The sequence below is a fragment of the Ruegeria sp. genome (genome assembly GCF_965221235.1).
In the GTDB taxonomy this organism is placed as follows: Bacteria; Pseudomonadota; Alphaproteobacteria; order Rhodobacterales; family Rhodobacteraceae; genus Ruegeria.
In genome coordinates this window covers 3,086,557-3,108,024 of sequence record NZ_CBDCRS010000004.1, presented here as the reverse complement: position 1 = coordinate 3,108,024, position 21,468 = coordinate 3,086,557, and the positions used below count along the sequence as shown (strand labels likewise).

At 58.7% G+C, this 21,468-nt stretch carries 22 protein-coding genes; 11 read left to right on the top strand and 11 right to left on the bottom strand.

Annotated elements, in window-relative coordinates; genetic code table 11:
* Positions 1-21 precede the first annotated feature (21 nt).
* Positions 22-345, top strand: coding sequence for a HesB/IscA family protein (locus ACOQOY_RS18800; RefSeq protein WP_420586856.1), 324 nt, complete (start codon positions 22-24; stop codon positions 343-345).
* A 506-nt stretch (positions 346-851) separates the two neighbouring features.
* Here the strand turns inward: ACOQOY_RS18800 and ACOQOY_RS18795 are convergent.
* Genes ACOQOY_RS18795 through ACOQOY_RS18780 form a run of 4 tightly spaced genes read right to left on the bottom strand, consistent with a single transcriptional unit; the run spans position 852 to position 4,701 of the window.
* Positions 852-1,724: a nickel/cobalt transporter gene (locus tag ACOQOY_RS18795; protein ID WP_420586855.1), complete on the bottom strand. Its 873-nt coding sequence runs from the start codon at positions 1,722-1,724 to the stop codon at positions 852-854.
* A gap of 23 nt (positions 1,725-1,747) precedes the next feature.
* Positions 1,748-2,404 carry a DUF1007 family protein gene (locus ACOQOY_RS18790; protein WP_420586854.1) on the bottom strand — a complete coding sequence of 219 codons (657 nt, stop codon included), beginning with the start codon at positions 2,402-2,404 and terminating at the stop codon, positions 1,748-1,750.
* 50 nt (positions 2,405-2,454) lie between these two features.
* Positions 2,455-3,825, bottom strand: a complete 1,371-nt coding sequence (locus tag ACOQOY_RS18785) for an adenylate/guanylate cyclase domain-containing protein (RefSeq protein ID WP_420586853.1) — start codon at positions 3,823-3,825, stop codon at positions 2,455-2,457.
* 42 nt (positions 3,826-3,867) lie between these two features.
* Positions 3,868-4,701 (bottom strand): DUF4437 domain-containing protein, encoded by an 834-nt coding sequence (locus ACOQOY_RS18780; RefSeq protein ID WP_420586852.1) that lies wholly within the window; start codon positions 4,699-4,701, stop codon positions 3,868-3,870.
* A 103-nt stretch (positions 4,702-4,804) separates the two neighbouring features.
* Here ACOQOY_RS18780 and ACOQOY_RS18775 point away from each other — a divergent pair, with 103 nt between their 5' ends.
* Positions 4,805-5,716: a LysR substrate-binding domain-containing protein gene (locus tag ACOQOY_RS18775; protein ID WP_420586851.1), complete on the top strand. Its 912-nt coding sequence runs from the start codon at positions 4,805-4,807 to the stop codon at positions 5,714-5,716.
* A 620-nt stretch (positions 5,717-6,336) separates the two neighbouring features.
* Positions 6,337-7,116: an exodeoxyribonuclease III gene (gene xth / locus ACOQOY_RS18770; protein WP_420586850.1), complete on the top strand. Its 780-nt coding sequence runs from the start codon at positions 6,337-6,339 to the stop codon at positions 7,114-7,116.
* Between the two features lie 3 nt (positions 7,117-7,119).
* On the opposite strand, the gene ACOQOY_RS18765 is transcribed toward xth, so the two are convergent.
* The gene (locus ACOQOY_RS18765; RefSeq protein ID WP_420586849.1) at positions 7,120-8,271 is read right to left on the bottom strand and encodes an FAD-dependent monooxygenase; all 1,152 of its coding nucleotides are present in this window, start codon (positions 8,269-8,271) and stop codon (positions 7,120-7,122) included.
* A 71-nt stretch (positions 8,272-8,342) separates the two neighbouring features.
* Positions 8,343-8,765 carry an RNA polymerase-binding protein DksA gene (dksA, locus tag ACOQOY_RS18760; protein WP_039531267.1) on the bottom strand — a complete coding sequence of 141 codons (423 nt, stop codon included), beginning with the start codon at positions 8,763-8,765 and terminating at the stop codon, positions 8,343-8,345.
* A gap of 370 nt (positions 8,766-9,135) precedes the next feature.
* On the opposite strand from dksA, the gene ACOQOY_RS18755 reads away from it, so the two are divergent.
* The 8 genes from ACOQOY_RS18755 to ACOQOY_RS18720 all read left to right on the top strand — a co-directional run bounded on the left by ACOQOY_RS18755 (position 9,136) and on the right by ACOQOY_RS18720 (position 16,166).
* Positions 9,136-9,981 (top strand): AAA family ATPase, encoded by an 846-nt coding sequence (locus tag ACOQOY_RS18755; RefSeq protein WP_420586848.1) that lies wholly within the window; start codon positions 9,136-9,138, stop codon positions 9,979-9,981.
* A gap of 117 nt (positions 9,982-10,098) precedes the next feature.
* On the top strand, positions 10,099-10,548 hold the full coding sequence (locus tag ACOQOY_RS18750; protein ID WP_420586847.1) for a GNAT family N-acetyltransferase: 450 nt from the start codon (positions 10,099-10,101) through the stop codon (positions 10,546-10,548).
* Positions 10,545-11,921, top strand: a complete 1,377-nt coding sequence (locus tag ACOQOY_RS18745) for a DUF2927 domain-containing protein (protein WP_420586846.1) — start codon at positions 10,545-10,547, stop codon at positions 11,919-11,921. Before ACOQOY_RS18750 ends, ACOQOY_RS18745 begins: the two co-directional genes overlap by 4 nt.
* Positions 11,922-11,924: 3 nt before the next feature.
* Positions 11,925-12,095 carry a hypothetical protein gene (locus tag ACOQOY_RS18740; protein WP_420586845.1) on the top strand — a complete coding sequence of 57 codons (171 nt, stop codon included), beginning with the start codon at positions 11,925-11,927 and terminating at the stop codon, positions 12,093-12,095.
* Positions 12,096-12,098: 3 nt separating this feature from the next.
* Entirely contained in the window at positions 12,099-13,283 is a 1,185-nt protein-coding gene (locus tag ACOQOY_RS18735; RefSeq protein ID WP_420586844.1) for a vWA domain-containing protein, read from the top strand.
* 69 nt (positions 13,284-13,352) lie between these two features.
* Entirely contained in the window at positions 13,353-13,916 is a 564-nt protein-coding gene (locus ACOQOY_RS18730; RefSeq protein ID WP_420586843.1) for a hypothetical protein, read from the top strand.
* Positions 13,917-14,010: 94 nt separating this feature from the next.
* Positions 14,011-15,438: an alkaline phosphatase D family protein gene (locus tag ACOQOY_RS18725; protein WP_420586842.1), complete on the top strand. Its 1,428-nt coding sequence runs from the start codon at positions 14,011-14,013 to the stop codon at positions 15,436-15,438.
* A gap of 38 nt (positions 15,439-15,476) precedes the next feature.
* A complete protein-coding gene (locus ACOQOY_RS18720; RefSeq protein WP_420587278.1) occupies positions 15,477-16,166 on the top strand; it encodes a M48 family metallopeptidase in 690 nt (229 codons plus the stop codon).
* A 38-nt stretch (positions 16,167-16,204) separates the two neighbouring features.
* On the opposite strand, the gene ACOQOY_RS18715 is transcribed toward ACOQOY_RS18720, so the two are convergent.
* Genes ACOQOY_RS18715 through ACOQOY_RS18695 form a run of 5 tightly spaced genes read right to left on the bottom strand, consistent with a single transcriptional unit; the run spans position 16,205 to position 21,419 of the window.
* Positions 16,205-16,747 carry an RSP_2648 family PIN domain-containing protein gene (locus tag ACOQOY_RS18715; protein WP_420586841.1) on the bottom strand — a complete coding sequence of 181 codons (543 nt, stop codon included), beginning with the start codon at positions 16,745-16,747 and terminating at the stop codon, positions 16,205-16,207.
* Entirely contained in the window at positions 16,744-17,946 is a 1,203-nt protein-coding gene (locus ACOQOY_RS18710; RefSeq protein ID WP_420586840.1) for an RSP_2647 family RNA methyltransferase, read from the bottom strand. Before ACOQOY_RS18710 ends, ACOQOY_RS18715 begins: the two co-directional genes overlap by 4 nt.
* A gap of 38 nt (positions 17,947-17,984) precedes the next feature.
* Positions 17,985-18,257, bottom strand: coding sequence for a hypothetical protein (locus ACOQOY_RS18705; protein WP_420586839.1), 273 nt, complete (start codon positions 18,255-18,257; stop codon positions 17,985-17,987).
* A complete protein-coding gene (locus ACOQOY_RS18700) occupies positions 18,244-21,033 on the bottom strand; it encodes a glutamine-synthetase adenylyltransferase (RefSeq protein WP_420586838.1) in 2,790 nt (929 codons plus the stop codon). Before ACOQOY_RS18700 ends, ACOQOY_RS18705 begins: the two co-directional genes overlap by 14 nt.
* A complete protein-coding gene (locus ACOQOY_RS18695; protein WP_420586837.1) occupies positions 21,030-21,419 on the bottom strand; it encodes a DUF4440 domain-containing protein in 390 nt (129 codons plus the stop codon). Before ACOQOY_RS18695 ends, ACOQOY_RS18700 begins: the two co-directional genes overlap by 4 nt.
* Positions 21,420-21,468: the final 49 nt, after the last annotated feature.

Here is a 21,468-nt window from a genome sequence, read left to right as displayed (position 1 = left end):
AATAAACCTTTGGAGGCTGGCATGAATCTGCCGCCAACAGTGACTGAACGGGCGTTCGAGCGCCTCGCCGAAATCGGCGCAGCCGATCAGGGCCAAGCCCTGCGCGTCGCGGTAGAAGGCGGCGGATGTTCCGGTTTTCAATACGAAATCGCACTGGATGAGCCAAAAGAGGACGACCTGATACTGGAAGGTAAAGGTCAGAAAGTCATCGTGGACTCGGTTTCGCTGCCCTTTTTGGAAAACGCGGTCATCGATTTCACCCAAGAATTGATCGGCGCGCGCTTTGTAATCGAAAATCCAAACGCCACGTCATCATGCGGCTGCGGCACTTCTTTTTCGATGTAACTACGGGCGGGGGCTTTGCCCCTACACCCTCGGCAATTTTTTCACAAGACAACGAGAGATTTGCTCGCCACCTGCGATGCCGGTTTGGAGCCCCTCGTGTTATTGACCCGATGAACCGGATTTACTGAATCCCATCAATTCAGCGTATCATGCAAAGCTACCCCAAACATCTGGCACATCCGACCTTATGACGGGAGTGCGGACTTTGCCGCCATTGATTGTTTGGCGTGTTGCTGACGCGGCACCATTTTCGCTGCATAGTAGCATGTGTCGCCATAGCGGACGTTCAAACGTCGTTTACATAGCCTACTCAATTGGTCTCCCGCCCAAAGCCGTTTGGTGACTAGAACCTTTCCACTACCACTATAACATCACCTTTCGCCGCCGTTCAGTTTCGCGCCATACAGGTCAGCCCCATGCGCTTAATCGTAGTCACGCTTTTCGCCCAGAAGCAGCTGTTTGGGGCAGCATTGATGGCTGATGAACAAACTGTGGACTCGAATCTCTTAGAATGTATCGGTCCCCAAAAGCGCTAGAGCGAAACCAAAAACGACCAAACCGGAAAGAAGCTGAAGCGACGGTGCGGCAAGTGTCATGCCTCCGAGGTTGCGCGATGACAAACCTACGACACCTCGCGCAAAAACGCTGGAGATGGCAATTAGAATAGTAGTGGTAGCCGTTCCAACGCCCATCACGATGACGGCAATCGCGCCAGCGGTAGCGATACCGGTTTGCCAAGCGATGACAAGCAAAAAAAGCGCTCCTGTACAGGACCTTATGGCGATGCTTGCCACAACAAGCAGGGCACCACGCAAAGAGGTCATTCGTGTTACATCATGGGCAGAGGGCCCGTGCCCTCTGCAGCCGCAAGAGGCGTGAGTGTGATGGGTGTGCATTGGCCGTAATGTCCGGGCCCGGAGAGCTTTAACACTACGCACCACGAGGATCAGGCCAACCGCAGTTACGGCGAGATAGCTGGCTGGGGCTAGATATGTGTCTGCCACATCCGTAAACTGCGCGGCAGAGGCTTGAAACAGGAAAAAACCGCCATAGACCAGCAAGATGGCCCAGATTGATTGGGCTAGGCTTGATGTAAGGGCGACGGTAGCCAGACGCCTCGCCGAGACTTTTGTCCCAAGCCCGATGCCGCCGATCACGAATTTTCCGTGGCCTGGCCCCAAAGCGTGGACAAAGCCGTAGAGCCCTGTGGCTGCGAGCAAGGCGACCCAAGCGCCAGGGTTGCCTGCTTGGATCGAGCGGATAGCCGATGCCATTTCATTTTGAAAGGCGCGTTGTTGGGTACCGGCCCAGCGGGCAAAATCCTGCCAAAGGTCATTGCCGGCTATCAACAAAAAGACGGTCAGCAAAACAAGGGACACCAACGGTAGCGTGTTCCGTAGAGTTATTCGCATGAGAGTGTGATCCTATCTGCAAAAAGACGGCCTACATCTTCGACCGTTGAGGACTGTTCTTTTTCAAGCTCAGCCAGTGCGGTCTCAGCCGAAGCAGTGAGGCTATCGGGGTCAAAAGGCAGCAGGCTGGCATGACAGCCCTGCGCGTCACCGAGTATGCGTGGTGACGCGGCCATCGCGATGTCGTGATAATAAGTCGCGTCGTAGATCTCGATCTCGGCTTTGGCGTCTGTTAAGTTCGCAGGGCTGGACAAAACGCGGGAAAAGCTGATCTCCAGTTGGTCGTTCTGAAGGCGAGCGCTCACGGCACTTGGCGGCTCCAGTGCAACCAGAGCGCCATCTATCAACAGTTTCGCAAATCCATTAAACCCGCCTTGCCAATCCGTGTAAGAGGCAGAAAGAGCTTCTTGGTCAGAAGGATTCAGATGACCGTCTTCTGTCGGTGTGATGCCGTCAAAAGACAGAATGTAAAGCGTGTGGAACTGATCAAAACGCCAGGTGACATGTATGACCTGCAACATTCCGCGACGATCCACCCCAACGTCTATCCGCGCATCGACAAACACATGCGGGTGTGTCATCGCGGCGCGCGTTTGCAGCAGCAAGGACAAGCTGATCAGGGCCACGGCGAGAAGTTTTTGGATCATGGCTGAACAGGCATTTCGCAAGCTCTTGGCCAATCTATCCGGTGACTGCGTCATTGGGATATAACCTCATATTCGGCCTCTGGTGTTGTGAGATGCCAAACGCCAACAGGTTTTGTGCGGCCTTGCACCTGCGCGGGCTCCCCAGGGCGCAGGTTTGGCAACACCTGCGCGGGATCCGCACCGGCCTCGCGGGCAGCGTCAATCAAAGCGTCACTTGTCACGAAAGGCGAATTCAACGACCGGGTGAGTGTTTCTAACCGGCTTGCCACATTCACGGTGTCGCCCAGAACAGTGTATTCCAGACGCCGTTCATCGCCGATATTGCCGACAATCACATCACCGTAGTGCAGGCCGATGCCAACACGGATTGGCGTGTCGTCCTTCGCCGTACGAGTGGCGTTCCAGCGCTCCACCTCGGCCAACATTTCTGCTGCGCAACGCAAAGCTCGCGCGGCATCATCTGCGCGTGGTTCCGGGGTGCCAAAGTGAAGCATAATCGCGTCACCGATGAATTTGTCTATGGTGGCCCCCTGGTTCAGGGCGATCCGCGCAAACCTACCGTGAAAATCCCGAAGCAGCGCAACTAGGTTTTCTGGCGCAAGGCGTTCCGATAGTGTCGTAAATCCCACCATATCGGCAAAGAGCACAGCGACAGGCTGCACCTTGGGCGCCTCCAGATTGCGGCGACTGGATGTGAGTTCCCGGACAAGGTTTGGTGAAAAATACCGTGACAAGGAAGAGCGCTGGCGTTCCAAAGCCAGTTGTCGAAAGACCAGCTTTCGTGATCGCCAGACAGTGAGCGTCAAAATCAGCGTGACAGCGGCGAGAAATACGAGCTGATTGACCAGTCGCGCCACGCCGACTGCATCGGGATCAAGCACCCGAACGAGGGCCGCCTCAAGGCTGAGACCCGCATCAAGCACGTTTTGTGAGGTAAAAACCTGTGTCTGAGGTAGACCAAGGCCCCAGATGTATCCCGCGCTCCAAGACACAGCTGCGGCAATCCCGGCCCAGACGACAAGCTTGGGTTTGTAGCTCAACGACATGTAGACTAGGAAAAGCCCCAGATAGAGAAAACCCGGCGCGCGCAGGTTCATCTGCGGTGACCACCCTTCGAGACCATAGGGGTTGGGAAAAATAAGAAGGTAGCTCAAAACTGACGCGTCCAGAAAAAGAAACACGGCAAAAACCTGTGTGCTGCAATACCCACGGAGCGCCAGAGCATAAGGAATTGCACCAAAGAGAAAGAACAACAACAGCACCGCAATATACGCACTGGAGCGGTCAAGCGGCAGGGTGATCGCGACCCAAAGCGCAAGCAGCGCAAGCACCAGAATGCGACTGTGGAACATGTAGTTAAGGCTCGCCCGTTCTTCGCGGGCGACGTCTGCATCCCACTGCTGGTCGATTGCGTTTTCCATTGGGTCAGCTGCGCCTATCCGTCAGTAAGATCGCCGCGCCGATCATTCGGCGCCAGAAATCCGGTAGGTTCCCGTCGCGCTGACATACAGCAAACAGGACGCCGCGTCGTTGCAGGTTATGTTATGAGAGACCTCCCCTTCGGACCCCACATAGCTGCCTGACGTTAGGGTTTGCACGTCGGAGAGATCATCGACGGAATGGGCCAGTTCGCCCATGGCCAGAACAAGTTTTAGCGGCGTGCCGTCCGTGTGCAGGCGGGTTTCAGAACCTGGGTCCAATCTCACAAAGCTTCCGTTCCGCGCGCCCGCTGATGGCTCGCCCCACAGAAACGAAATCTCAGCGCCAGTCTCGCCCGAAATCCACGTGGTATCGGCTGCGGTCAGCCAGACAACGTTTCGCGCTTCATTGTTGATGGGCCGCTCGCCATTATCGAATGCTTCTTCAGATGGGCGCACCAGGTAGGGACCAGCCTCGATTTCAAGAAAGGCCAACCCGCCACCGGGTCCCACGGCGGTGATGTGTGTCTCACCGGCGGGCTGGGTCCAAAACGATCCTGGCTCCATCCAGAACATGGCCGCAGTCGGATCGTCATTGTGCACAACCCCTTCGATCACTACAGCACGGTAGGTGATGTTGTGGATATGAGGCGGCGATGAGAACCCGTCGGCAAATTGAATGAGAGCACCAGACGCGACATCCTCTCGCAAATCCCCCCAAAGCACGCCAGCCTTGGGGCTGGCATCACCTCGCAACGGATTGAGTGGGATCAGTTCAAAATCATCCCGTGTGACGACCTCAACGCTGGGATTTGCGTAGGCCGCGTTTATCAAAACCGCCCCGGCCAAAAATGCGGAAAGACATTTATGCATCGACATACGCCCTTTATCCTCTGGACTTGTTTTCAGGCTGTAAGATAAGAGGGCGAAAGCACAGGATAATAGGGAGATATGCGGATATACTATCCGCTTTTTACAAATAATGAGTCTGGACCCGAAATCACTGGAGCTGTTCGTCCGTGTCGTTGCCTTGGGGGCAATTGGTAAGGCCGGTGCGGAACTCGGGCTCTCAAGCACAGCAGCTACGCAACGCATCCAAGATCTGGAAAATGTCGTTGGCGCGCAGCTTTTGCACCGTACCACCAGAACGGTGTCTCTGTCCGTTGACGGAGAGGTGTTTCTAGGCCATGCCCTACGCATTCTTGAAAACATTGAAGATGCGTTCTCTGATCTTCAAAACGATCCAGCAACGATCAGCGGAGAGCTTCGCGTGGCAAGCTCGGCTTCCTTTGGTCGCAAACATCTAGCCCCTTATGTGTCGGAGTTTCTGGACCTCTACCCAAAGCTGTCTTTGCAACTGCACCTTAGCGACAGCGCATTTGACATCGTGGAAAACGGCTTTGATCTGGCGATCCGTCTGGGAGAGCTGGCGTCCTCCACGCTCAAAGTAAGGCGCATTGGTGAAAGTGCGCGCATCATGGTCGCAGCACCCAGTTATCTCGCAAGCCGGGGCGTGCCCGCCACCCCGATGGACTTGCGCTATCATGAATGCTTGATCCGCTCAGATATCCGCAGTTGGAGCACACGCGCGCCGGATGGAGCGGTTGCGGATGTGAAGGTATCAGGCAAGTTCAACACCAACCTGGCCGAGGCAATCACCGAGGCCGCGCTATCGGGCATGGGCATCGCGCGAAAATGCCGGTGGGAAGTGGTCGAGCATCTTGAGGATGGTAGCCTTACCGAGGTCCTGACCGAACATAAGGTACTGCCCGAATGGGGTATTTTCGCCGTCCGCTCTCCCTCACGTACGCCACCACCCCGCGCGCGTGCCTTTACAGATTTCATCGCGGGCAAGTTCAATTCGATTGAAGCGATCAGGCCCAAGACTGGGTGAATATGCGCAAACTGCTGACTTTCAGTACCGTTTCCAAGATTGGCTGACTTTCGCGTCGGCATCGATGGTTTTCAATCTCACACTCGAAAGCAAGAGTTTGGGTCATTGTGGACAAGGTCAACACTGTCCTGCGAACTGTGAATTACGCGATCCATCTTCGTTGCTACGAGCGTCAATGACCGATTTTCTCGCATCAAAGCAGCGCATACAATCGCGCAGATGCAGCGATTTTCGTGCTGCGCGCGTGCATCACGATTTGAAGACTTCTGCTGTGGGCTCAAAGCTACCTTACTGTGATGCAGCGTAACGCGCTGCCGAAAATACTTAACCATTGACTCTGTAGATTGTAGAGCTCGACCGAGGCTGTGTTGGATCAACGTTGCGACGAAGAAACCGAACATCCCTGACTTTCAACAAGCTAAAGAGCTTCACCTGGCGCGGTCATTGGCACCTCAGTCTGTATCCCGACTTAATTCTCAGCCAAATTGGTTACGAATCCGCTTCATCATCTGGTCAAAAATTCCTCGGATCGCGAGGCAGAGCCTCGCTAACCCGCCATCCACCTTGCCGCTGGGCCAGTTCTGGGCGATAGGTTGCCAGAAGCCACAGGAGGACCGCGCATGAAAATCGCCACGTTTAACATCAACGGCATCAAAGCGCGGGCTGAGGCGTTGCCTCGTTGGTTGGATGAGGCTCAACCAGACGTCGCGGTTTTGCAGGAAATTAAATCGGTAGACGAGAACTTTCCGCGCGAGTTGTTTGAAGAGCGTGGATATAACGTGGAAACTCATGGTCAGAAAAGCTTCAACGGCGTCGCCATCCTGTCGAAATTGCCTCTGGAAGATGTGACGCGCGGTTTGCCCGGTGACGAGAGCGATGAGCAAGCGCGGTGGATCGAGGCGACTGTGGTTGGCAAGCAGGCGTTGCGCGTTTGCGGTTTGTATCTACCCAATGGAAATCCGGCACCCGGGCCGAAATACGACTATAAGCTCGCCTGGATGGAACGGTTGTATCGCCGTGCTCAGGACCTGATGGCCCGAGAAGAACCCGCGCTGATGGCCGGAGACTACAACATCATTCCTCAGGCAGAGGATGCCGCGCGCCCTGACGCGTGGCGGGAGGATGCTCTGTTTCGGCCAGAGAGTCGGGCGGCCTTTCGCAAGATTTTGAACCTCGGCTTTACCGAGGCATTCCGCGCACGCACTCAAGGGCCTGGTCACTATTCGTTTTGGGATTATCAGGCCGGTGCGTGGAACAGGAATGACGGCATCCGCATCGACCATTTTCTGCTGACACCGCAGGCCGCCGATCTGATGCGTGACTGTCAGATTGATGCCGCAGTGCGCGGGCATGAAAAACCCTCGGATCATGTTCCGGTTTGGGTCGACCTTGATCTCTGATGCTCAGGCGGTCGCGTCGTAGGTGTAGATCCATTCGTACTTACGCGAGAGCCGGGGACCGATGGCCATCAGCGCCATCTGCGCAGCCAGCCGCATAGGGCCACGCAAGTGGAAGTTACGCGCGTTGGCTCCGGCGGCAGCGACAACGCGGGTCGCCCTAATTCGCCTGCGGGATTCGTATGCGGCCAGCGCTTGCGTCACACCCGACTGTTCTTCGAACGAACGGGCCAAAATCCAGGCATCCTCTAAAGCCAAACACGCTCCCTGCGCCATAAATGGCAGCGTGGGATGCGCGGCATCACCCAAAAGTGCCAAACGCCCGTTTTGCCAGTTTTGCGCAACGGGGCGCAGGAACAGAGCCCAAAGGTTGGTTTGCGTCACCTCAGACAGGACATCGCGCACAGGCCCACCAAAATCGGCAAAACGCGCGCGCAGGTCGTCTGGATCACCTGTGAGCCGCCAGCCCTCTTGCTGCCAGTCCGAGCGTTCCTCGATCGCGACGACATTCATCAACCGCTGGTCGCGCAGCGGATACGTGACCACATGCCGCCCCGGCCCCATGGTCAAGGACGCAGACGGCGTTTCATCACGATGAGACCATGGGATCGTCGCCCGCCATGCGATCTGATGCGTGAACTGGGGGGCTTCGGGGCCATTCAGGACGGGCCGTATCGCGCTGCGCCCACCATCTGCTGCAATAGCACATTCGGACCGCAGACGTTCACCGCTGTCGAGAACCACTTCGGCCTCGCCGGGGTGTTTGACCACCTCAATCACCTGCGCACCGAGACGGATATCGACCCCAGCGTCCAGCGCGGCCCGGTGCAACAGATCCAACAGGTCTGCACGATGGTAATAGTAGGTCGGTCCGGCCGCGGGCGGGGGAATGCGGCTTATGGCACGGCCTTTTCGATAGTCCCGCAGGATTGTGCCATGGGACAGTTGCCCGCCATCAGGGGTCTCTCCGACCACATTCATGGCCCGCAGGACTGACATGCCGTTGGCGCTGATCTGCAACCCGGCACCAACCTCGGTCAGGGCCGCGGCCTGTTCCAGCAGCGTGACCTGCGCGCCGCGTTGCCGCAGCGCCAGAGCGGCCGCCAGCCCCCCTATTCCGCCGCCGATGACACTGAATTTCAGACCGTCGATATTCATGGCACAGGCTTAACGCAAAAACGCCGGAGCGAAAGGCCCCGGCGTTTGTGTTTTCCAGAATTTCCCAGCGATCAATCGTCGCGGTGAACTTTCTCGCGGCGCTCGTGACGCTCTTGCGCCTCCAGCGTCATGGTCGCGATCGGACGCGCATCCAGACGTTTCAACGAGATCGGATCGCCGGTCATCTCGCAATATCCGTACTCACCCTCGTCGATGCGGCGCAGGGCCGAGTCGATCTTGGCCACCAGCTTACGCTGACGGTCACGGGTGCGCAGCTCCAGCGCGCGGTCGGTTTCTTCGCTCGCGCGGTCTGCAACGTCCGGAATGTTACGGGTGTTGTCCTGCAACCCTTCGATCGTGTCGCGGCTGCCTGCTAAAAGTTCATTCTTCCAATCCAGCAGCTTGCGTCGAAAATACTCAAGCTGTCGGTCATTCATGAAAGGCTCATCTTCGGCCGGGCGATAATCTTCCGGCAGAAAAACTTCCTGCTTCATCTTTGCTCCCTCGGTATGGCCAGAAACGTCGGTTGCGGTTGTTTCGCGTGACATTTGGCTCCCCCTTCTGCGGAGCGTTTATCTGACGCGCGTAGGAATGTCACTACACAAACGTAGGCGCGGCGCGTCAGCTCTCCGACTTGTCTAAATATGAGACAACCTACAGCAAAAGCTTGTTTTTCTGTGGAAATAGTCAGGCATTTTGTGGGCACCATACAACCGGAACGTCATCCCGTTTCAACCGAATCACGCAAAACAGATTGGAGTCGTTACGAAATTCGGGCCGCGCGACGCGGCGGACTGCTTGTCAAATTCCCTGCCCCTCTGTAACCCGGACAGCACAGTTTGCGCGAAACCACATGAGGGGCAGATGACCGCACGTTTCCAGGGCACCGCAGAATACGTTGCCACCGACGACCTTACCATTGCGGTGAATGCTGCCGTAACGCTTGAACGCCCGTTGCTGGTCAAGGGCGAGCCGGGCACCGGCAAGACTGAACTGGCCAAACAGGTGGCCGGGGCGCTAGGTCTGAATATGATCGAGTGGAACGTGAAATCCACCACCCGCGCGCAGCAGGGCCTGTACGAATATGATGCCGTCAGCCGGTTGCGCGACAGCCAACTGGGCGAAGAACGCGTGCATGACGTGTCGAACTATATCCGCAAGGGTAAGCTGTGGCAGGCGTTCGAGGCCGACGAAAAGGTCGTTCTGCTGATCGACGAGATCGACAAGGCCGATATCGAGTTTCCCAATGACCTGTTGCAGGAGCTCGATAAAATGGAGTTCCACGTCTACGAAACCGGCGAAACGATCCGGGCCAAGCACCGGCCCATCGTCATCATCACATCGAACAACGAAAAGGAACTGCCCGACGCGTTTTTGCGCCGCTGTTTCTTCCACTATATCCGCTTCCCGGATGAGGCGACGATGCGCCGGATCGTTGAGGTCCACCACCCCGGCATCAAGGATGCTCTGCTGACCACCGCGCTGACGCAGTTCTACGAAATCCGCGACACGCAGGGGCTGAAGAAGAAACCCTCGACCTCGGAAGTGCTGGACTGGCTCAAGCTGTTGCTGGCCGAAGATCTGACCGCCGAGGACCTCAAGCGCGATGGTGCCAATGCGCTGCCCAAGCTGCATGGAGCGTTGCTGAAGAACGAACAGGACGTGCATTTGTTCGAGCGTCTCGCCTTTATGGCGCGCAGCAAACGCTGAGAAAGATGAACATCCGGTGATCCCTGCTTGCCTTGCAGGGGGCCGGATGTCAGCATTGACTCATAGCGCCCCGCTCGTTTGGGGCGCGCCCAAACGCGAACAGACGAGGCATGGTGATTGGCTGAAACTCTGACGATCCGCGCATTGCGGCCCGAGGACCGCCGGGAATGGGCAGATATGTGGCGGGATTATCTGGCGTTTTATGAAACGACCGTCCCCCCCGAAACTTATGACAGCACATTTGCCCGCCTGCTGGGCGATGACCCGCATGATTTTTCCTGTTTCGTTGCCGAAAACGAAGGGCAATTGGTTGGCCTGACTCATTACTTGTTTCACCGCCATGCGTGGAAAGTGGAATCCGTCTGTTACCTGCAAGACCTCTTCGCCCGCCCAGAGGCGCGCGGAACCGGGGTTGGGCGGGCGTTGATTCAGGCCGTTTATGATGAGGCCGACCGGCAAGGTGCACCGTCGGTCTACTGGTTGACACAAGAGTTCAACCACACCGCCCGCAAGCTCTATGACCGGATCGGTACACAGACGCCGTTCATCCGCTACAACCGCTCATGAGGGTTTGGGCGCTGATCCTCGCAGGGTTTGCCGTGGCGGGATGCGCCACGGTCGAGCCGGTCGAGGTGCCTACCCGCGTCAAGGCAATCGAGGAAATTCTGCCGCCCGCCAAGTCGTTCACACGCGCGTCCCCGACTCCTCCGGGGCGGTCGAACGACAATATTGCGGATGATTTCGTATCGCTTCATTTCGCGCTGGAAGGCGGCGCGCAACTGCCGGTGTTCACCCGGTTTGAAACTCCGATCACTGTGCGCCTGACCGGCACGCCCACCCCGTCCATGCAAAGGGACCTGACGCGGCTACTGTCCCGGTTGCGGCGCGAGGCCGGGATCGACATCAACCAAATTCAGGACGGCCCTGCCAATCTGACCATCGAGGCCGTCAGTCAAGACCAGATCCACGCCATTCTGCCGCAAGCCGCCTGTTTCGTGGTGCCAAATTCTTCCAGTTTCGAGGAATACACACGCGACCGCCGCAAACAGAAAAGCAGCTGGACCCGGCTGCGCAATCGCGAGCGGATTGGCATCTTCATCCCCTACGACGTCAGTCCGCAGGAAAAGCGCGACTGCCTGCATGAAGAGATCGCGCAAGCGCTGGGGCCGCTGAACGACCTGTATCATCTGCCGGATTCGGTGTTCAACGATGACAATATCCACACCGTTCTGACCGGGTTCGACATGCTGATCCTGCGCGCGGCCTACGCGCCCGAACTGCGCAGCGGCATGACCCGAGAAGAGGTCGAGGCCGTGATCCCTGATGTCCTCAGCCGCCTCAATCCGCGCGGCGACGCCCTGCCCGCTCAGCCGGTGTCCGAAACCCCGCGCGCCTGGAAACAGGCCATCCAAAAGTCACTGCGCCCGGATCGCAGCGCACAACGGCGTCTGGCATCGGCGCAAAGAGCTGCGCGGATCGGGAAAGAGCTGGGCTGGACCGATCACCGCCGCGCCTACCCCTATTATTTGATGGGGCGCATGGGACAGTTCGACAAACCTCTAGACGCGTTGCGCAATTACCAAATCGCTCTGGACTATCTGCGCATGTCCCCCGGCACCGACGTGCATCAGGCCTATATAACTACCCAGACCGCCGCCTATGCGCTGGCGCAAGGCCAAGGCCCCGATATCCTGCCCGAACTGGACCGCGCCATCGGGGTCATGATGCGGGCCGAGAATGCCTCGCAGCTGGCGACGTTGCTGCTGTTGAAATCCGAGGCGCTGAATCAGGCCGGTAAGACCGCTCAGGCACGTTCCGTCAGGCTGGACAGTCTGGGATGGGCGCGCTACGGGTTCGGCTCGGAAACGGTGGTCCGGTCGCTGATGCAGGACGAAGCGGAAGACCTGCCCGAAGACGTGACTAGGGAAAGAGGCGGGTAGCGCATGGTCGTAGTTCTGGGAATGGCGATACTGGGGGCAATCCTTGGGGCGCGGACAGCGCGCAAGCGCAACGGCAGCCGCGCGGACATGGCGCAATATGCTGCTGGTTACGGCATCGCATTTGCCCTGCTTGGGCTGATCCTGTCGCTGATCCTTGTTCGGTTCGTGGTGTAACCCATGTTTCTGCCCTTTTTCGAAAACCTCAGAAAAGCTGGCATTCCCGTATCTTTACGCGAATACCTGACCTTTCTTGAGGGTATGAAAAAGGGCCTCGCCACTTATGATGTCGAGGCGTTCTACTACCTCGCACGCGTCTCGATGGTGAAGGACGAGCGCAACATCGACAAATTCGACCGCGCCTTTGCCGCCAGCTTTGAAGGGCTGGAACAGATCAGTTTCGATCAGGTGCTTGAGGCGGTCGATATCCCCGGCGACTGGCTGGCCAAAATGGCCGAAAAGCATCTGTCCGAGGAAGAAAAAGCCGAAATCGAGGCGCGTGGCGGGTTCGACAAACTAATGGACACACTGCGCGAACGGCTGGCCGAGCAACAAGGCCGCCATCAGGGCGGTAACAAATGGATTGGCACCGCCGGGACCTCTCCGTTCGGGGCCTATGGCTATAACCCCGAAGGCGTGCGTATCGGCCAGAAGGAAAGTCGCCACCAGCGTGCAGTGAAAGTCTGGGACAAGCGCGAATTCAAGAACTTAGACGATACAGTTGAACTGGGCACACGCAATATCAAGGTTGCGCTGAAGCGCCTGCGCCGCTGGGCGCGTGAGGGTGCGGCCGAGGAACTGGATCTGGACGGCACCATCCGCGCCACCGCAGAACACGGTTATCTGGACGTCCAGACCCGGCCCGAGCGCCACAATGCCGTAAAGGTTCTGCTGTTCCTGGATGTGGGCGGCTCGATGGACCCGCATATCAAAGTGGTGGAGGAGTTGTTTTCGGCCGCCCGCACCGAGTTCAAGCATCTGGAATATTACTACTTCCACAATTGCCTCTATGAAGGCGTCTGGCGCGACAACCGCCGCCGCTGGGACCAGCAGACCCCCACACATGAGGTGCTGCGGACCTATGGCGCGGACTACAAGTGCATTTTCGTCGGCGACGCCTCGATGAGCCCATATGAGATCGCCTATCCCGGCGGCGCCAACGAACACTGGAATCAGGAAGCCGGTCAGGTCTGGCTGCAACGCGCACGTGAGCAATGGGCGTCAAACCTGTGGATCAACCCGGTGCCCGAGAAATACTGGGACTACACCCATTCCATCGGCATGATCCGCGAGATTTTCGAGGACCGTATGGTGCCTATGACATTGGCCGGGCTGGAACACGGGATGCGGGAATTGACGCGGTGACTTGACGAACGCGCAAAATCGCAAGACACATAGTTCAAACCAAGAAATACAACCAAATATTTGATGCAAATGAATAAAACAAAAGACATGAAATTCAGAAAGCCGTTTGCGGTGTTTTTCTTCTCAACTCTCTTCCTTGGCGCGTTACCGATCTTTTCTTCTATTTTTGGCTATCAGTTTCTTCCGACGGTCAAATGGGTGTCTCAAGCATTCTGGCCATCGGTTGTGTTTGGGATCGCGACAGGTCTCATCTACCTTTGGTTCACCCCCAAGGGCTTGGCTCAGAACCCTAAAGCCAATGGTCCGTTAAAAACTGTCCTTGTCGTGGTAGCTGCACCGTTCTTTGGGTTTTTTGTAGGCATCACCGCATTCACTGTCGGCGGGCCGTTGGTCGTTTCGGCGATTATCGGAAAAGATACAGAGGCCAGTTTCATGGTCCTAGCCGCAGACGGCGGCAACAGCAAATATTGCACACGTCCAATCAAGCTGGAAGGTCTTCCTTTTGCAATGGACGACCTGTGCAGGGTGCCGCAATCCCTGCGCGGCACGCTTCAACCCGGTACTACCATCAGGGTAGACGGAAGAGGAACGAGCTTTGGAGTCTTTCCTTCGCAGGTTACGGTTATCGAATAGGTTGCCTTACTTCCTCACAGAACCAAGTTGATGACACACGGTATGCGGGAACGCCTTGAAACCAATTCAAGAGCATCATAGCTCTCAACGCAATATGAGCAGCGCGACCCCGACTACCGGCCCGATTCTGATCCTTGATGACATCCGCGATGGCCAGTTGCATCTGGCCGCGCTGTTTATTGCATCCAAAAGCGACACTCCAAGCCACGTCGAAACGCCTTTCGAAACCATCGCCCCACAACTATTGGCCGAGTATGCGGCGCATGATGTGTATCGCGTTCGCTTTACGCTTCCTGCGGATCGCCAGTCCTCCTATCGCTGGAACGACACTGAATATAACGTCGCTGGCCTGACCGCCGATCTGCGCATCGCCTACGCCTCTTGTAACGGCGAGGAACATGGCGACATGGACCGCGACGGGACCGAGCGCAATGCAATGTGGGCCCGGATGGGAGACGAGCATCGGCGCGCGCCTTTCTCGCTGCTGTTGCATGGCGGGGATCAGGTCTATGCCGACGAAGTCACGCAGGGCCATCCGCTGAGCGATGGGTGGCCAGATCATCTGCCCTCGGACCCGGCGCGCGCCGACCTTGTGGACTTGCGCTCTCATCTGCGCGAGGGGTTTCTAGAGAGGTATCTGGCCAATTACACGGCCCCCGAGGTCGCCTATGTGATGGCCCGTGTGCCCTCTCTGATGCAGTGGGACGACCATGACATCTGCGACGGCTGGGGGTCCCTGCGGCGGTCGCGCACCTATTCACCGGTTGGGCAGGTGCTGTTCGATATGGCCCGCGAGGCAGCGCTGCTGTTCCAGCATGGCACCGTTGAGGGCGATCTGCCTGCGCGGTTTGCCGATCCTTCAGGCCTGCATTTGGGCTGGTCGGTTGCGGCCCCGGGTCTGCGGCTGATCGGGCCGGATTTGCGCTCGGAACGGACCCGGCGCGAGGTGTTGGGCAAACGAGGTTGGCAATGGATGGAGGGGCTGGCAGCGGCCCCGGCACCGGGCCGCACGCTGGTGATGTCCAGTGTGCCTCTGCTAGGGCCGCGGCTGTCCTTGCTGGAGCTGCTGATGGTGCTGACGCCCCGGATGCAGAAATACGAGGACGACCTGCGCGACCAGTGGCAAAGCCGCGCCCATCGCGACAGCTGGGCTCATATGCTGGAGCTGATGCAACGCATTGCAGCACCTGCGGATCAGGACGTGACTGTGGTATCCGGTGAAATCCATCTTGCGACGCGCGGCGAAATGAAGCTGGATCATGGTAAGCTGCTGCATCAACTGGTGGCGTCGGGCGTTGCGCACCGCGCTCCGCCCAAGGCCTGGGCGCGGGTTCTCGGGGCGCTGGCCACGGTGGGTGAGACACCCCTGCCCGGCCACCCCATCCACATTCGCCGCATTCCGGGCCAAAAGCTGCGCTATGTTGCCGAACGGAACTATTTGATCCTGACACACGCCAAGGCGGGCTGGTCCGCCCAATGGGATTTTGAGGTATCTGGCATCTCGGCACCGTTACCCCTCTAACCCTTGCCAGCCCTGCGGCTGTGGCCCATATCTTGAGCATGTTACGCCTTACTCCGATCCTGCTTGCCGTTGCCTATGCCATTGTCATGTACAGGGTTTCCGTTTGGCGCACGCATCGCGAGCTGGATGCAAAATCGACTGAATTGGCGGATCCGGCTCTTAAACGCATGACCGACCGGCTTGCGGCCGCGCTGGGGATCGACCGGGTGCCGGTCTATATCTATGAGATCGACCCGGTAAACGGGCTGGCCGCACCTGATGGCCGGATATTCATCACCCGCGGTTTTTATCGCAAATTCCGCAGCGGTGAGGTCTCGGCCGAGGAAATGGCCAGCGTCATCGCGCATGAGCTTGGGCATGTGGCATTGGGACATGCGCGGCGGCGGATGATTGATTTTTCCGGTCAGAACGCACTGCGGGCGGCACTGATGATGCTGCTGAACCGGTTCATCCCGTTCATCGGCGCGTGGATTGCGAATATGCTGACCCATCTTCTGGCCTCGCGTCTGTCACGTGGGGATGAATACGAAGCAGATGAATACGCCGCGGCATTGCTGACCAAGGCAGGCATCGGGATCGGTCCGCAGAAATCCCTGTTTCACAAGTTGGAAGACCTGACACAACAAAGGGCCGGAGTTGTTCCAGCCTGGCTGATGAGCCACCCAAAAACCGATGAACGCATTGCAGCGCTTGAGGCTCTGGAACAGCGCTGGGGTGCCGAAGGCTAGATCAGGACGCGAGAGGCCAGCCTCACGCGCTCACCGCGCTACTGCGTCAGGGCTTTGCCCAGTCTCGGCAAGCGGGCTTTTTTCATCAGTGCGCGAAGGGTCCACTCGCCACCGGACAACCGGTTGGCCTCGGTTAGCACGCGATTGGCAATGTCGGCCATACCGTCGGGGTCGTTCAGCCAGAAACCGTGCAGCAGACCATCCGGGTCGCGGCGGTCAAGCCCCTCTTCCGCCAGTATGTTTTTGGGGAAGTCCTTGGCATTGACGGTCACGATGACGTCTGCCGAGGCTGCAACGGCAATCGCCAGCACGTGGATATCAGCACTGTCAGGCAACCAGAGGCGTTGTTCCGTACCCGGTGCGGGTGGATGTTCGGCTTTGGGCCAACTCGCTTGTGTCAGGGCGATTTCGCCGCGAGCCTGCGCTTCACCCTCGGGGCCGAGTTTGCGGGCGGCGCGGGCCCATTCTTCCAAGATGCGGGCGGACCATATGGGCGTGAAATGGCCCAGCCGGGCCGCGCCCAGCAGCATTTCCCGCATCACAGTCGGGTAAATGACGCAGGTATCGAGAACGGCTTTCATAGGCGGTAGAACACCGCCTTGAGATAGCCGCTTTCGGCCAGTTGTGGCAGTTGCGGATGGTCGGGTCCGGCAAATCCGGTGTGGATCAGTTGGGCCTGTCGCCCTGCCCGCCCGATGCCGCGTGATGATGCGTCGCGGAACCGTCCAAGATCAGCCGCATGTGAGCAGGAACACAGGCCGAGGTAGCCGCCCGGCTTCACCAATGGCGCCGCCAGACGCGCCACACGTTCATAGGCGCGCAGCCCTGCATCCAGTGCTTGTTTTGACGGTGCAAAGGCGGGCGGATCGCAGATCACCACGTCAAATTGAGCGTTCTCTTCACCCAGTTTGGCCAGCACCTCAAAGGCGTCGCCCTGCCGGGTTTGTAAACGGTCGGCAAAGCCCGAAGCCTGCGCGCCCTGCGTCGCAAGGTCCAAAGCCGCGGCGGAGCCGTCAACGGACAGAGCCTGCGCCGCGCCGCCAGCCAGCATTGCCAAACCGAAGCCGCCCACATGGCTGAAGACATCCAGCACCTGCGCATCCGGCTGCACCAGCCGGGCGGCGAAAGCATGGTTTGGGCGCTGGTCGTAGAACAGCCCGGTTTTCTGACCGCCGGTCAGGTCGGCCATATAGGTCGCACCGTTCATCGGCACAGGCAGCGGCGCATCCGGTGTTGTGCCCCGAAGGGTCTGGTTCACATCATCCAATCCCTCAAGCCCCCGCGTCCGGCCCGATGCGTTTTTCAGCACAGTCGTCACACCAGTCACTTTGGTCAGCGCGTTGGTCAGGGTTTCGAGATGCGCCTCGGCCCATGCGGCATTGGGCTGGATCACACAAGCATCGCCGAAACGGTCAATGATGACACCGGGAAAGCCATCTGCTTCGGCATGGATCAGGCGGTAAAATGGCGCGTCGAACAGACGCTCGCGCATCGCAAGGGCGCGACGCAGCCGGGTTTCGAACCATTCGGAGTCCAGTTCGGCGTCCAGATCACGATCCAGCACGCGGCACATGATCTTTGACTCGGGGTTCACCGCGACCAGAGCAATGGGCGCACGTTTGTCATCCTCAAGCACAGCCAAGGCACCCGCCGGTATCTTGCGGGTGCGGCGGTCGGTGACGATGTCATTGGCATAGACCCAGGGGAAGCCGTGGCGCAGGCCACGCGCATTGGCTTTGGGTTTCAGGCGGATACGGGGACGGTCGGTGGCTTGGGTCATGACGCCGTATTAGAGGCGAACGCGCCGGGGGGAAAGCCCTAGCGGGGACGGGATCGCCAGCCGCCCCGCCGTTTCGGAGCCTTGGCCGATTGCAACCCCTCGGCCAGCACTTGCGTCATCGGATGGTCGGCCTCTTGGGTGGCATAGAGGGCGTGTAAATCGGTCAGGGCCTGCGTCTGATCACGTTCTGCGGGCAGGCTAAGCGCCCAGTCCAGAAAGATGGTCCGGCATTCCTTCAACGTAATGCCGTCGATGTTGTAGGCCTCACGGATCAGGCCCTTGTGATCGTTTGGATCATCACTGCGCGGCATTCTCATCCCCTTCGATCACGCGGCCGATGATGTCAGCGGCAGCGGTGTAACTGTCTTGTAGCGCGCCCTGCAAGTGTTCGACCTGCTCGAACCCGGTCGCCCGGCACAGGAAGGCCGCTCCGCCATCGCCGATTTTGTCAGCCTCGATCACCTTGCCCGACAGAAGCCGTGCGGCGCATTGTACAGACCAGCATAGATCATAGCAGTCCTTAAGTGTTTGCGCCTGAGCGACGTCCAGCAATGCGGCTGCGACCGCACCGTCCAGACCGGCATGGACATCACGCTGCGGAATACCGGACAACAACGCACCGGTTTCGGCCATCAACTCGATATCCATCATCCGACCTGCACCGTTCTTGGCATCCCAAATCCCCGCCGGAGATTTGGCCGCCGCAAGACGCGCACGCATTTCGGCCACTTGGCGCAGAACCTTCCCCTGATCCTCGGGCTGTGACAGCAGATCGGTGCGGAATGCTTCGATATCCTCCGCCAGAGCGGCATCTCCCGCCACCACGCGCGCGCGCGTCAAGGCCAGATGTTCCCACACCCAGGCTTCGTTCTGCTGGTAGTTGGTAAAACTGGCCCAACTGGTTGCTACCGGCCCCTGATTACCAGAAGGGCGCAGGCGCATGTCGACCTCATAAAGCCGACCTTGCGACATCGGTGCCGAGAGTGCGGTGATCAGGGCCTGTGTGAAGCGCGCATAATAGGTGCGCGTGGCCAGAGGGCGTGGGCCGTCGGACATGTCCTGATCCAGCGGATCGTAGATCACGATCATGTCCAGATCGGATTGTGAGTTGATCCGCCCCGCTCCTAGCGAGCCCATGCCCAGAACCGCTGCGCCGCGCCCGGGTGCAGGCCCGTGTTTTCTGGCAAACTGCTCGGTTACACAGGGCAGGATCGCAGCAATGACCGCGCTGGCCAGTTCGGCATATTGCTGTCCGGCCTGCGTCCCGTCGATCAATCCGCGCAGGTGATGCACGCCTATGCGGAAATGCCATTCCTTGCACCAACGGCGCGCGTAATCCAGCTGGGTTTCATAATCGCCTTCCTGATCCAGCGCTTTTTCCAGCTCAGCCTGTAAGATCGCTTGCCCCGGCCAATCCGTGAAGAAGCTGCCGCCAATGACCGCATCAAAAACCGCAGCGTTCTGCGACAAATGCGCGGCCAACGCGTGCGAGGTGCCAACGATATCAACCAGCAGGTCGATTAGATGCGGGTTGGCTTCGAACAGGGAAAACAATTGCACCCCGGCGGGCAGGCCGGACAGGAAACCGTCCAGAGCCAGCAGCGCCTCATCCGGTTTCGCGGTTTTCGACAGGCGCGAGAGCAGTTCGGGCTTCAACCTTTCAAATATCCGCGCACCCCGCTGTGAACGCAGCGCCGGATAGGTGGGCCAGCGGGCAAGAACACTCTGATCAAACTCGGCCTCTCTGGTCGGAGCCGGCGTCGACGAGCCGGGGGCAAAGAACCCCTCGGTCAATTCATGCACTTCGGTCAGCCGCCGGGTCAGGTCGGCGGTCAATTCGGCGCTGTCGATCCCCATCAGACAGACGACCCTTGCGATCCCGTCCTCAGATTGCGGCACCTTGTGGGTTTGGGCGTCATGCACCATCTGAATGCGGTGTTCGACCTCGCGATGGGCGCGGTAGTGGTCGGTTAGCTTGTCGGCAACGTCCTGCGGAACCCAACCTTTCTCGGCCAGCGCGGCCAGACCCGGCACGGTGCCGCGCACACGCAGATCGGGGTCGCGACCACCCGCAATCAACTGGCGGGTCTGGGTGAAGAACTCGATCTCACGGATACCGCCCTGCCCCAGCTTCATGTCGTGACCCGGAATGGTCAGCGCTCCTCCGGTGCCTTTATTCTCGCGAATGCGCAGGCGCATGTCATGGGCGTCCTGAATGGCCGCGAAATCCAGATGTCGGCGCCAGACAAAGGGTCGCAACGCATCCAGAAAACGCTGACCCGCCCCCAGATCGCCTGCGCATGGGCGAGCCTTTATATAGGCCGCTCGTTCCCAAGTCCGGCCAAGGCTTTCATAGTACCGTTCGGCCGCTTCTGCCGCCAGGCAAACCGGCGTGACCGCAGGATCTGGGCGCAGGCGCAGGTCGGTACGGAAGACATAGCCATCGGCAGTCTTTTCGCTGAGCGTGGCACAGAAGTTCCGCGTGGCGCGAACCATTCCCTGTCGCGCATCGTAAAAGTCATCCGGGTCAAAGCGGGTTTCGTCGAACAGCACAATCAGGTCGATATCCGAGCTGTAATTCAGCTCATGCGCGCCCATCTTGCCCATCGCCAAAATGATCATCCCTGCGGCGGTCTCAACGTCACCCTCGGTCATTCCCGGCAACTTCCCACGCCGGATCAAGGCCGCGATCTCGGCCTTGGCGGCCACATCTGCGGCCAACGCGCCAAAATCCGTGAGCGCCGCTGTCACCTTCTCCAATGGCCACGCCCCCGCCAGATCAGCCAGCGCGGTCAGCAGCGCCAGACGACGCTTGGCCTGCCGCAAACCGGGTTTCAGCTGATCCGCAGGCAAGGCCCGCGCATGAGACATAATATCGGCCAACGCCTGATCGGGTTGTTGCAGAGCCTCAGGCAACCATTCGCGCTCACGCTCGATCAGCCCTTTAAGGTACGGGCTGGACCCCGCTGTCCCGGCGATCAGTTCCCCTTGTTCACCAGTCACGCCCGATATCGAATTCAGCGCCTCATCACCCAAAGAAGCATCGAAAGCACGCGGAACACGGTGGATGGAAAGCGGGCCAGTCATTGAGCCTCCAACGGAGTGTCCTGACTGAAACTGTTGACCCAGACGTCAAGGCGACGCTCCCACAAGGAAGAGATCAGCATCGCCTCCCACGCCATGGTTTCGGGACGCTGGTAGTCCGCGCGGTAGGTCAGCAGCACCGTATCCGGGCTCAATACCCGCATTCGGGTCTCGCTCAACTCGTACCGCGCCATTGTCGGGGCGTCGGCGAATTGACTGACGTGGTCATCCCGGTTGGAAAATCCGGTCGGATACACCCCCAGAAAGTCTGCGCTCAATAAGGCCCGGTCTGCTTGCGCGTTCCCTTCGACCAAAGCGGTCCAAACCTGTTTTTCCAGATCCAGTATTTCCTCAAGCGACGGGGCAGTTTTTCGTTCTTCATCAGCCATTTTTGCAACCTGCTTTGTTCCCCAAGTAAGGTCAACCGAACTCGGGCCT

What these genes read in the sequence shown, in the direction of transcription:
- ACOQOY_RS18800 (WP_420586856.1), top strand. Translation starts at nt 22, where the DNA reads ATGAATCTGCCGCCAACAGTGACTGAACGGGCGTTCGAGCGCCTCGCC.
- ACOQOY_RS18790 (WP_420586854.1), bottom strand. Translation starts at nt 2,404, where the DNA reads ATGATCCAAAAACTTCTCGCCGTGGCCCTGATCAGCTTGTCCTTGCTG.
- ACOQOY_RS18785 (WP_420586853.1), bottom strand. Translation starts at nt 3,825, where the DNA reads ATGGAAAACGCAATCGACCAGCAGTGGGATGCAGACGTCGCCCGCGAA.
- ACOQOY_RS18780 (WP_420586852.1), bottom strand. Translation starts at nt 4,701, where the DNA reads ATGTCGATGCATAAATGTCTTTCCGCATTTTTGGCCGGGGCGGTTTTG.
- ACOQOY_RS18775 (WP_420586851.1), top strand. Translation starts at nt 4,805, where the DNA reads ATGAGTCTGGACCCGAAATCACTGGAGCTGTTCGTCCGTGTCGTTGCC.
- xth (WP_420586850.1), top strand. Translation starts at nt 6,337, where the DNA reads ATGAAAATCGCCACGTTTAACATCAACGGCATCAAAGCGCGGGCTGAG.
- ACOQOY_RS18765 (WP_420586849.1), bottom strand. Translation starts at nt 8,271, where the DNA reads ATGAATATCGACGGTCTGAAATTCAGTGTCATCGGCGGCGGAATAGGG.
- dksA (WP_039531267.1), bottom strand. Translation starts at nt 8,765, where the DNA reads ATGAAGCAGGAAGTTTTTCTGCCGGAAGATTATCGCCCGGCCGAAGAT.
- ACOQOY_RS18755 (WP_420586848.1), top strand. Translation starts at nt 9,136, where the DNA reads ATGACCGCACGTTTCCAGGGCACCGCAGAATACGTTGCCACCGACGAC.
- ACOQOY_RS18745 (WP_420586846.1), top strand. Translation starts at nt 10,545, where the DNA reads ATGAGGGTTTGGGCGCTGATCCTCGCAGGGTTTGCCGTGGCGGGATGC.
- ACOQOY_RS18740 (WP_420586845.1), top strand. Translation starts at nt 11,925, where the DNA reads ATGGTCGTAGTTCTGGGAATGGCGATACTGGGGGCAATCCTTGGGGCG.
- ACOQOY_RS18735 (WP_420586844.1), top strand. Translation starts at nt 12,099, where the DNA reads ATGTTTCTGCCCTTTTTCGAAAACCTCAGAAAAGCTGGCATTCCCGTA.
- ACOQOY_RS18730 (WP_420586843.1), top strand. Translation starts at nt 13,353, where the DNA reads ATGAATAAAACAAAAGACATGAAATTCAGAAAGCCGTTTGCGGTGTTT.
- ACOQOY_RS18725 (WP_420586842.1), top strand. Translation starts at nt 14,011, where the DNA reads ATGAGCAGCGCGACCCCGACTACCGGCCCGATTCTGATCCTTGATGAC.
- ACOQOY_RS18720 (WP_420587278.1), top strand. Translation starts at nt 15,477, where the DNA reads ATGTTACGCCTTACTCCGATCCTGCTTGCCGTTGCCTATGCCATTGTC.
- ACOQOY_RS18715 (WP_420586841.1), bottom strand. Translation starts at nt 16,747, where the DNA reads ATGAAAGCCGTTCTCGATACCTGCGTCATTTACCCGACTGTGATGCGG.
- ACOQOY_RS18710 (WP_420586840.1), bottom strand. Translation starts at nt 17,946, where the DNA reads ATGACCCAAGCCACCGACCGTCCCCGTATCCGCCTGAAACCCAAAGCC.
- ACOQOY_RS18705 (WP_420586839.1), bottom strand. Translation starts at nt 18,257, where the DNA reads ATGCCGCGCAGTGATGATCCAAACGATCACAAGGGCCTGATCCGTGAG.
- ACOQOY_RS18700 (WP_420586838.1), bottom strand. Translation starts at nt 21,033, where the DNA reads ATGACTGGCCCGCTTTCCATCCACCGTGTTCCGCGTGCTTTCGATGCT.
- ACOQOY_RS18695 (WP_420586837.1), bottom strand. Translation starts at nt 21,419, where the DNA reads ATGGCTGATGAAGAACGAAAAACTGCCCCGTCGCTTGAGGAAATACTG.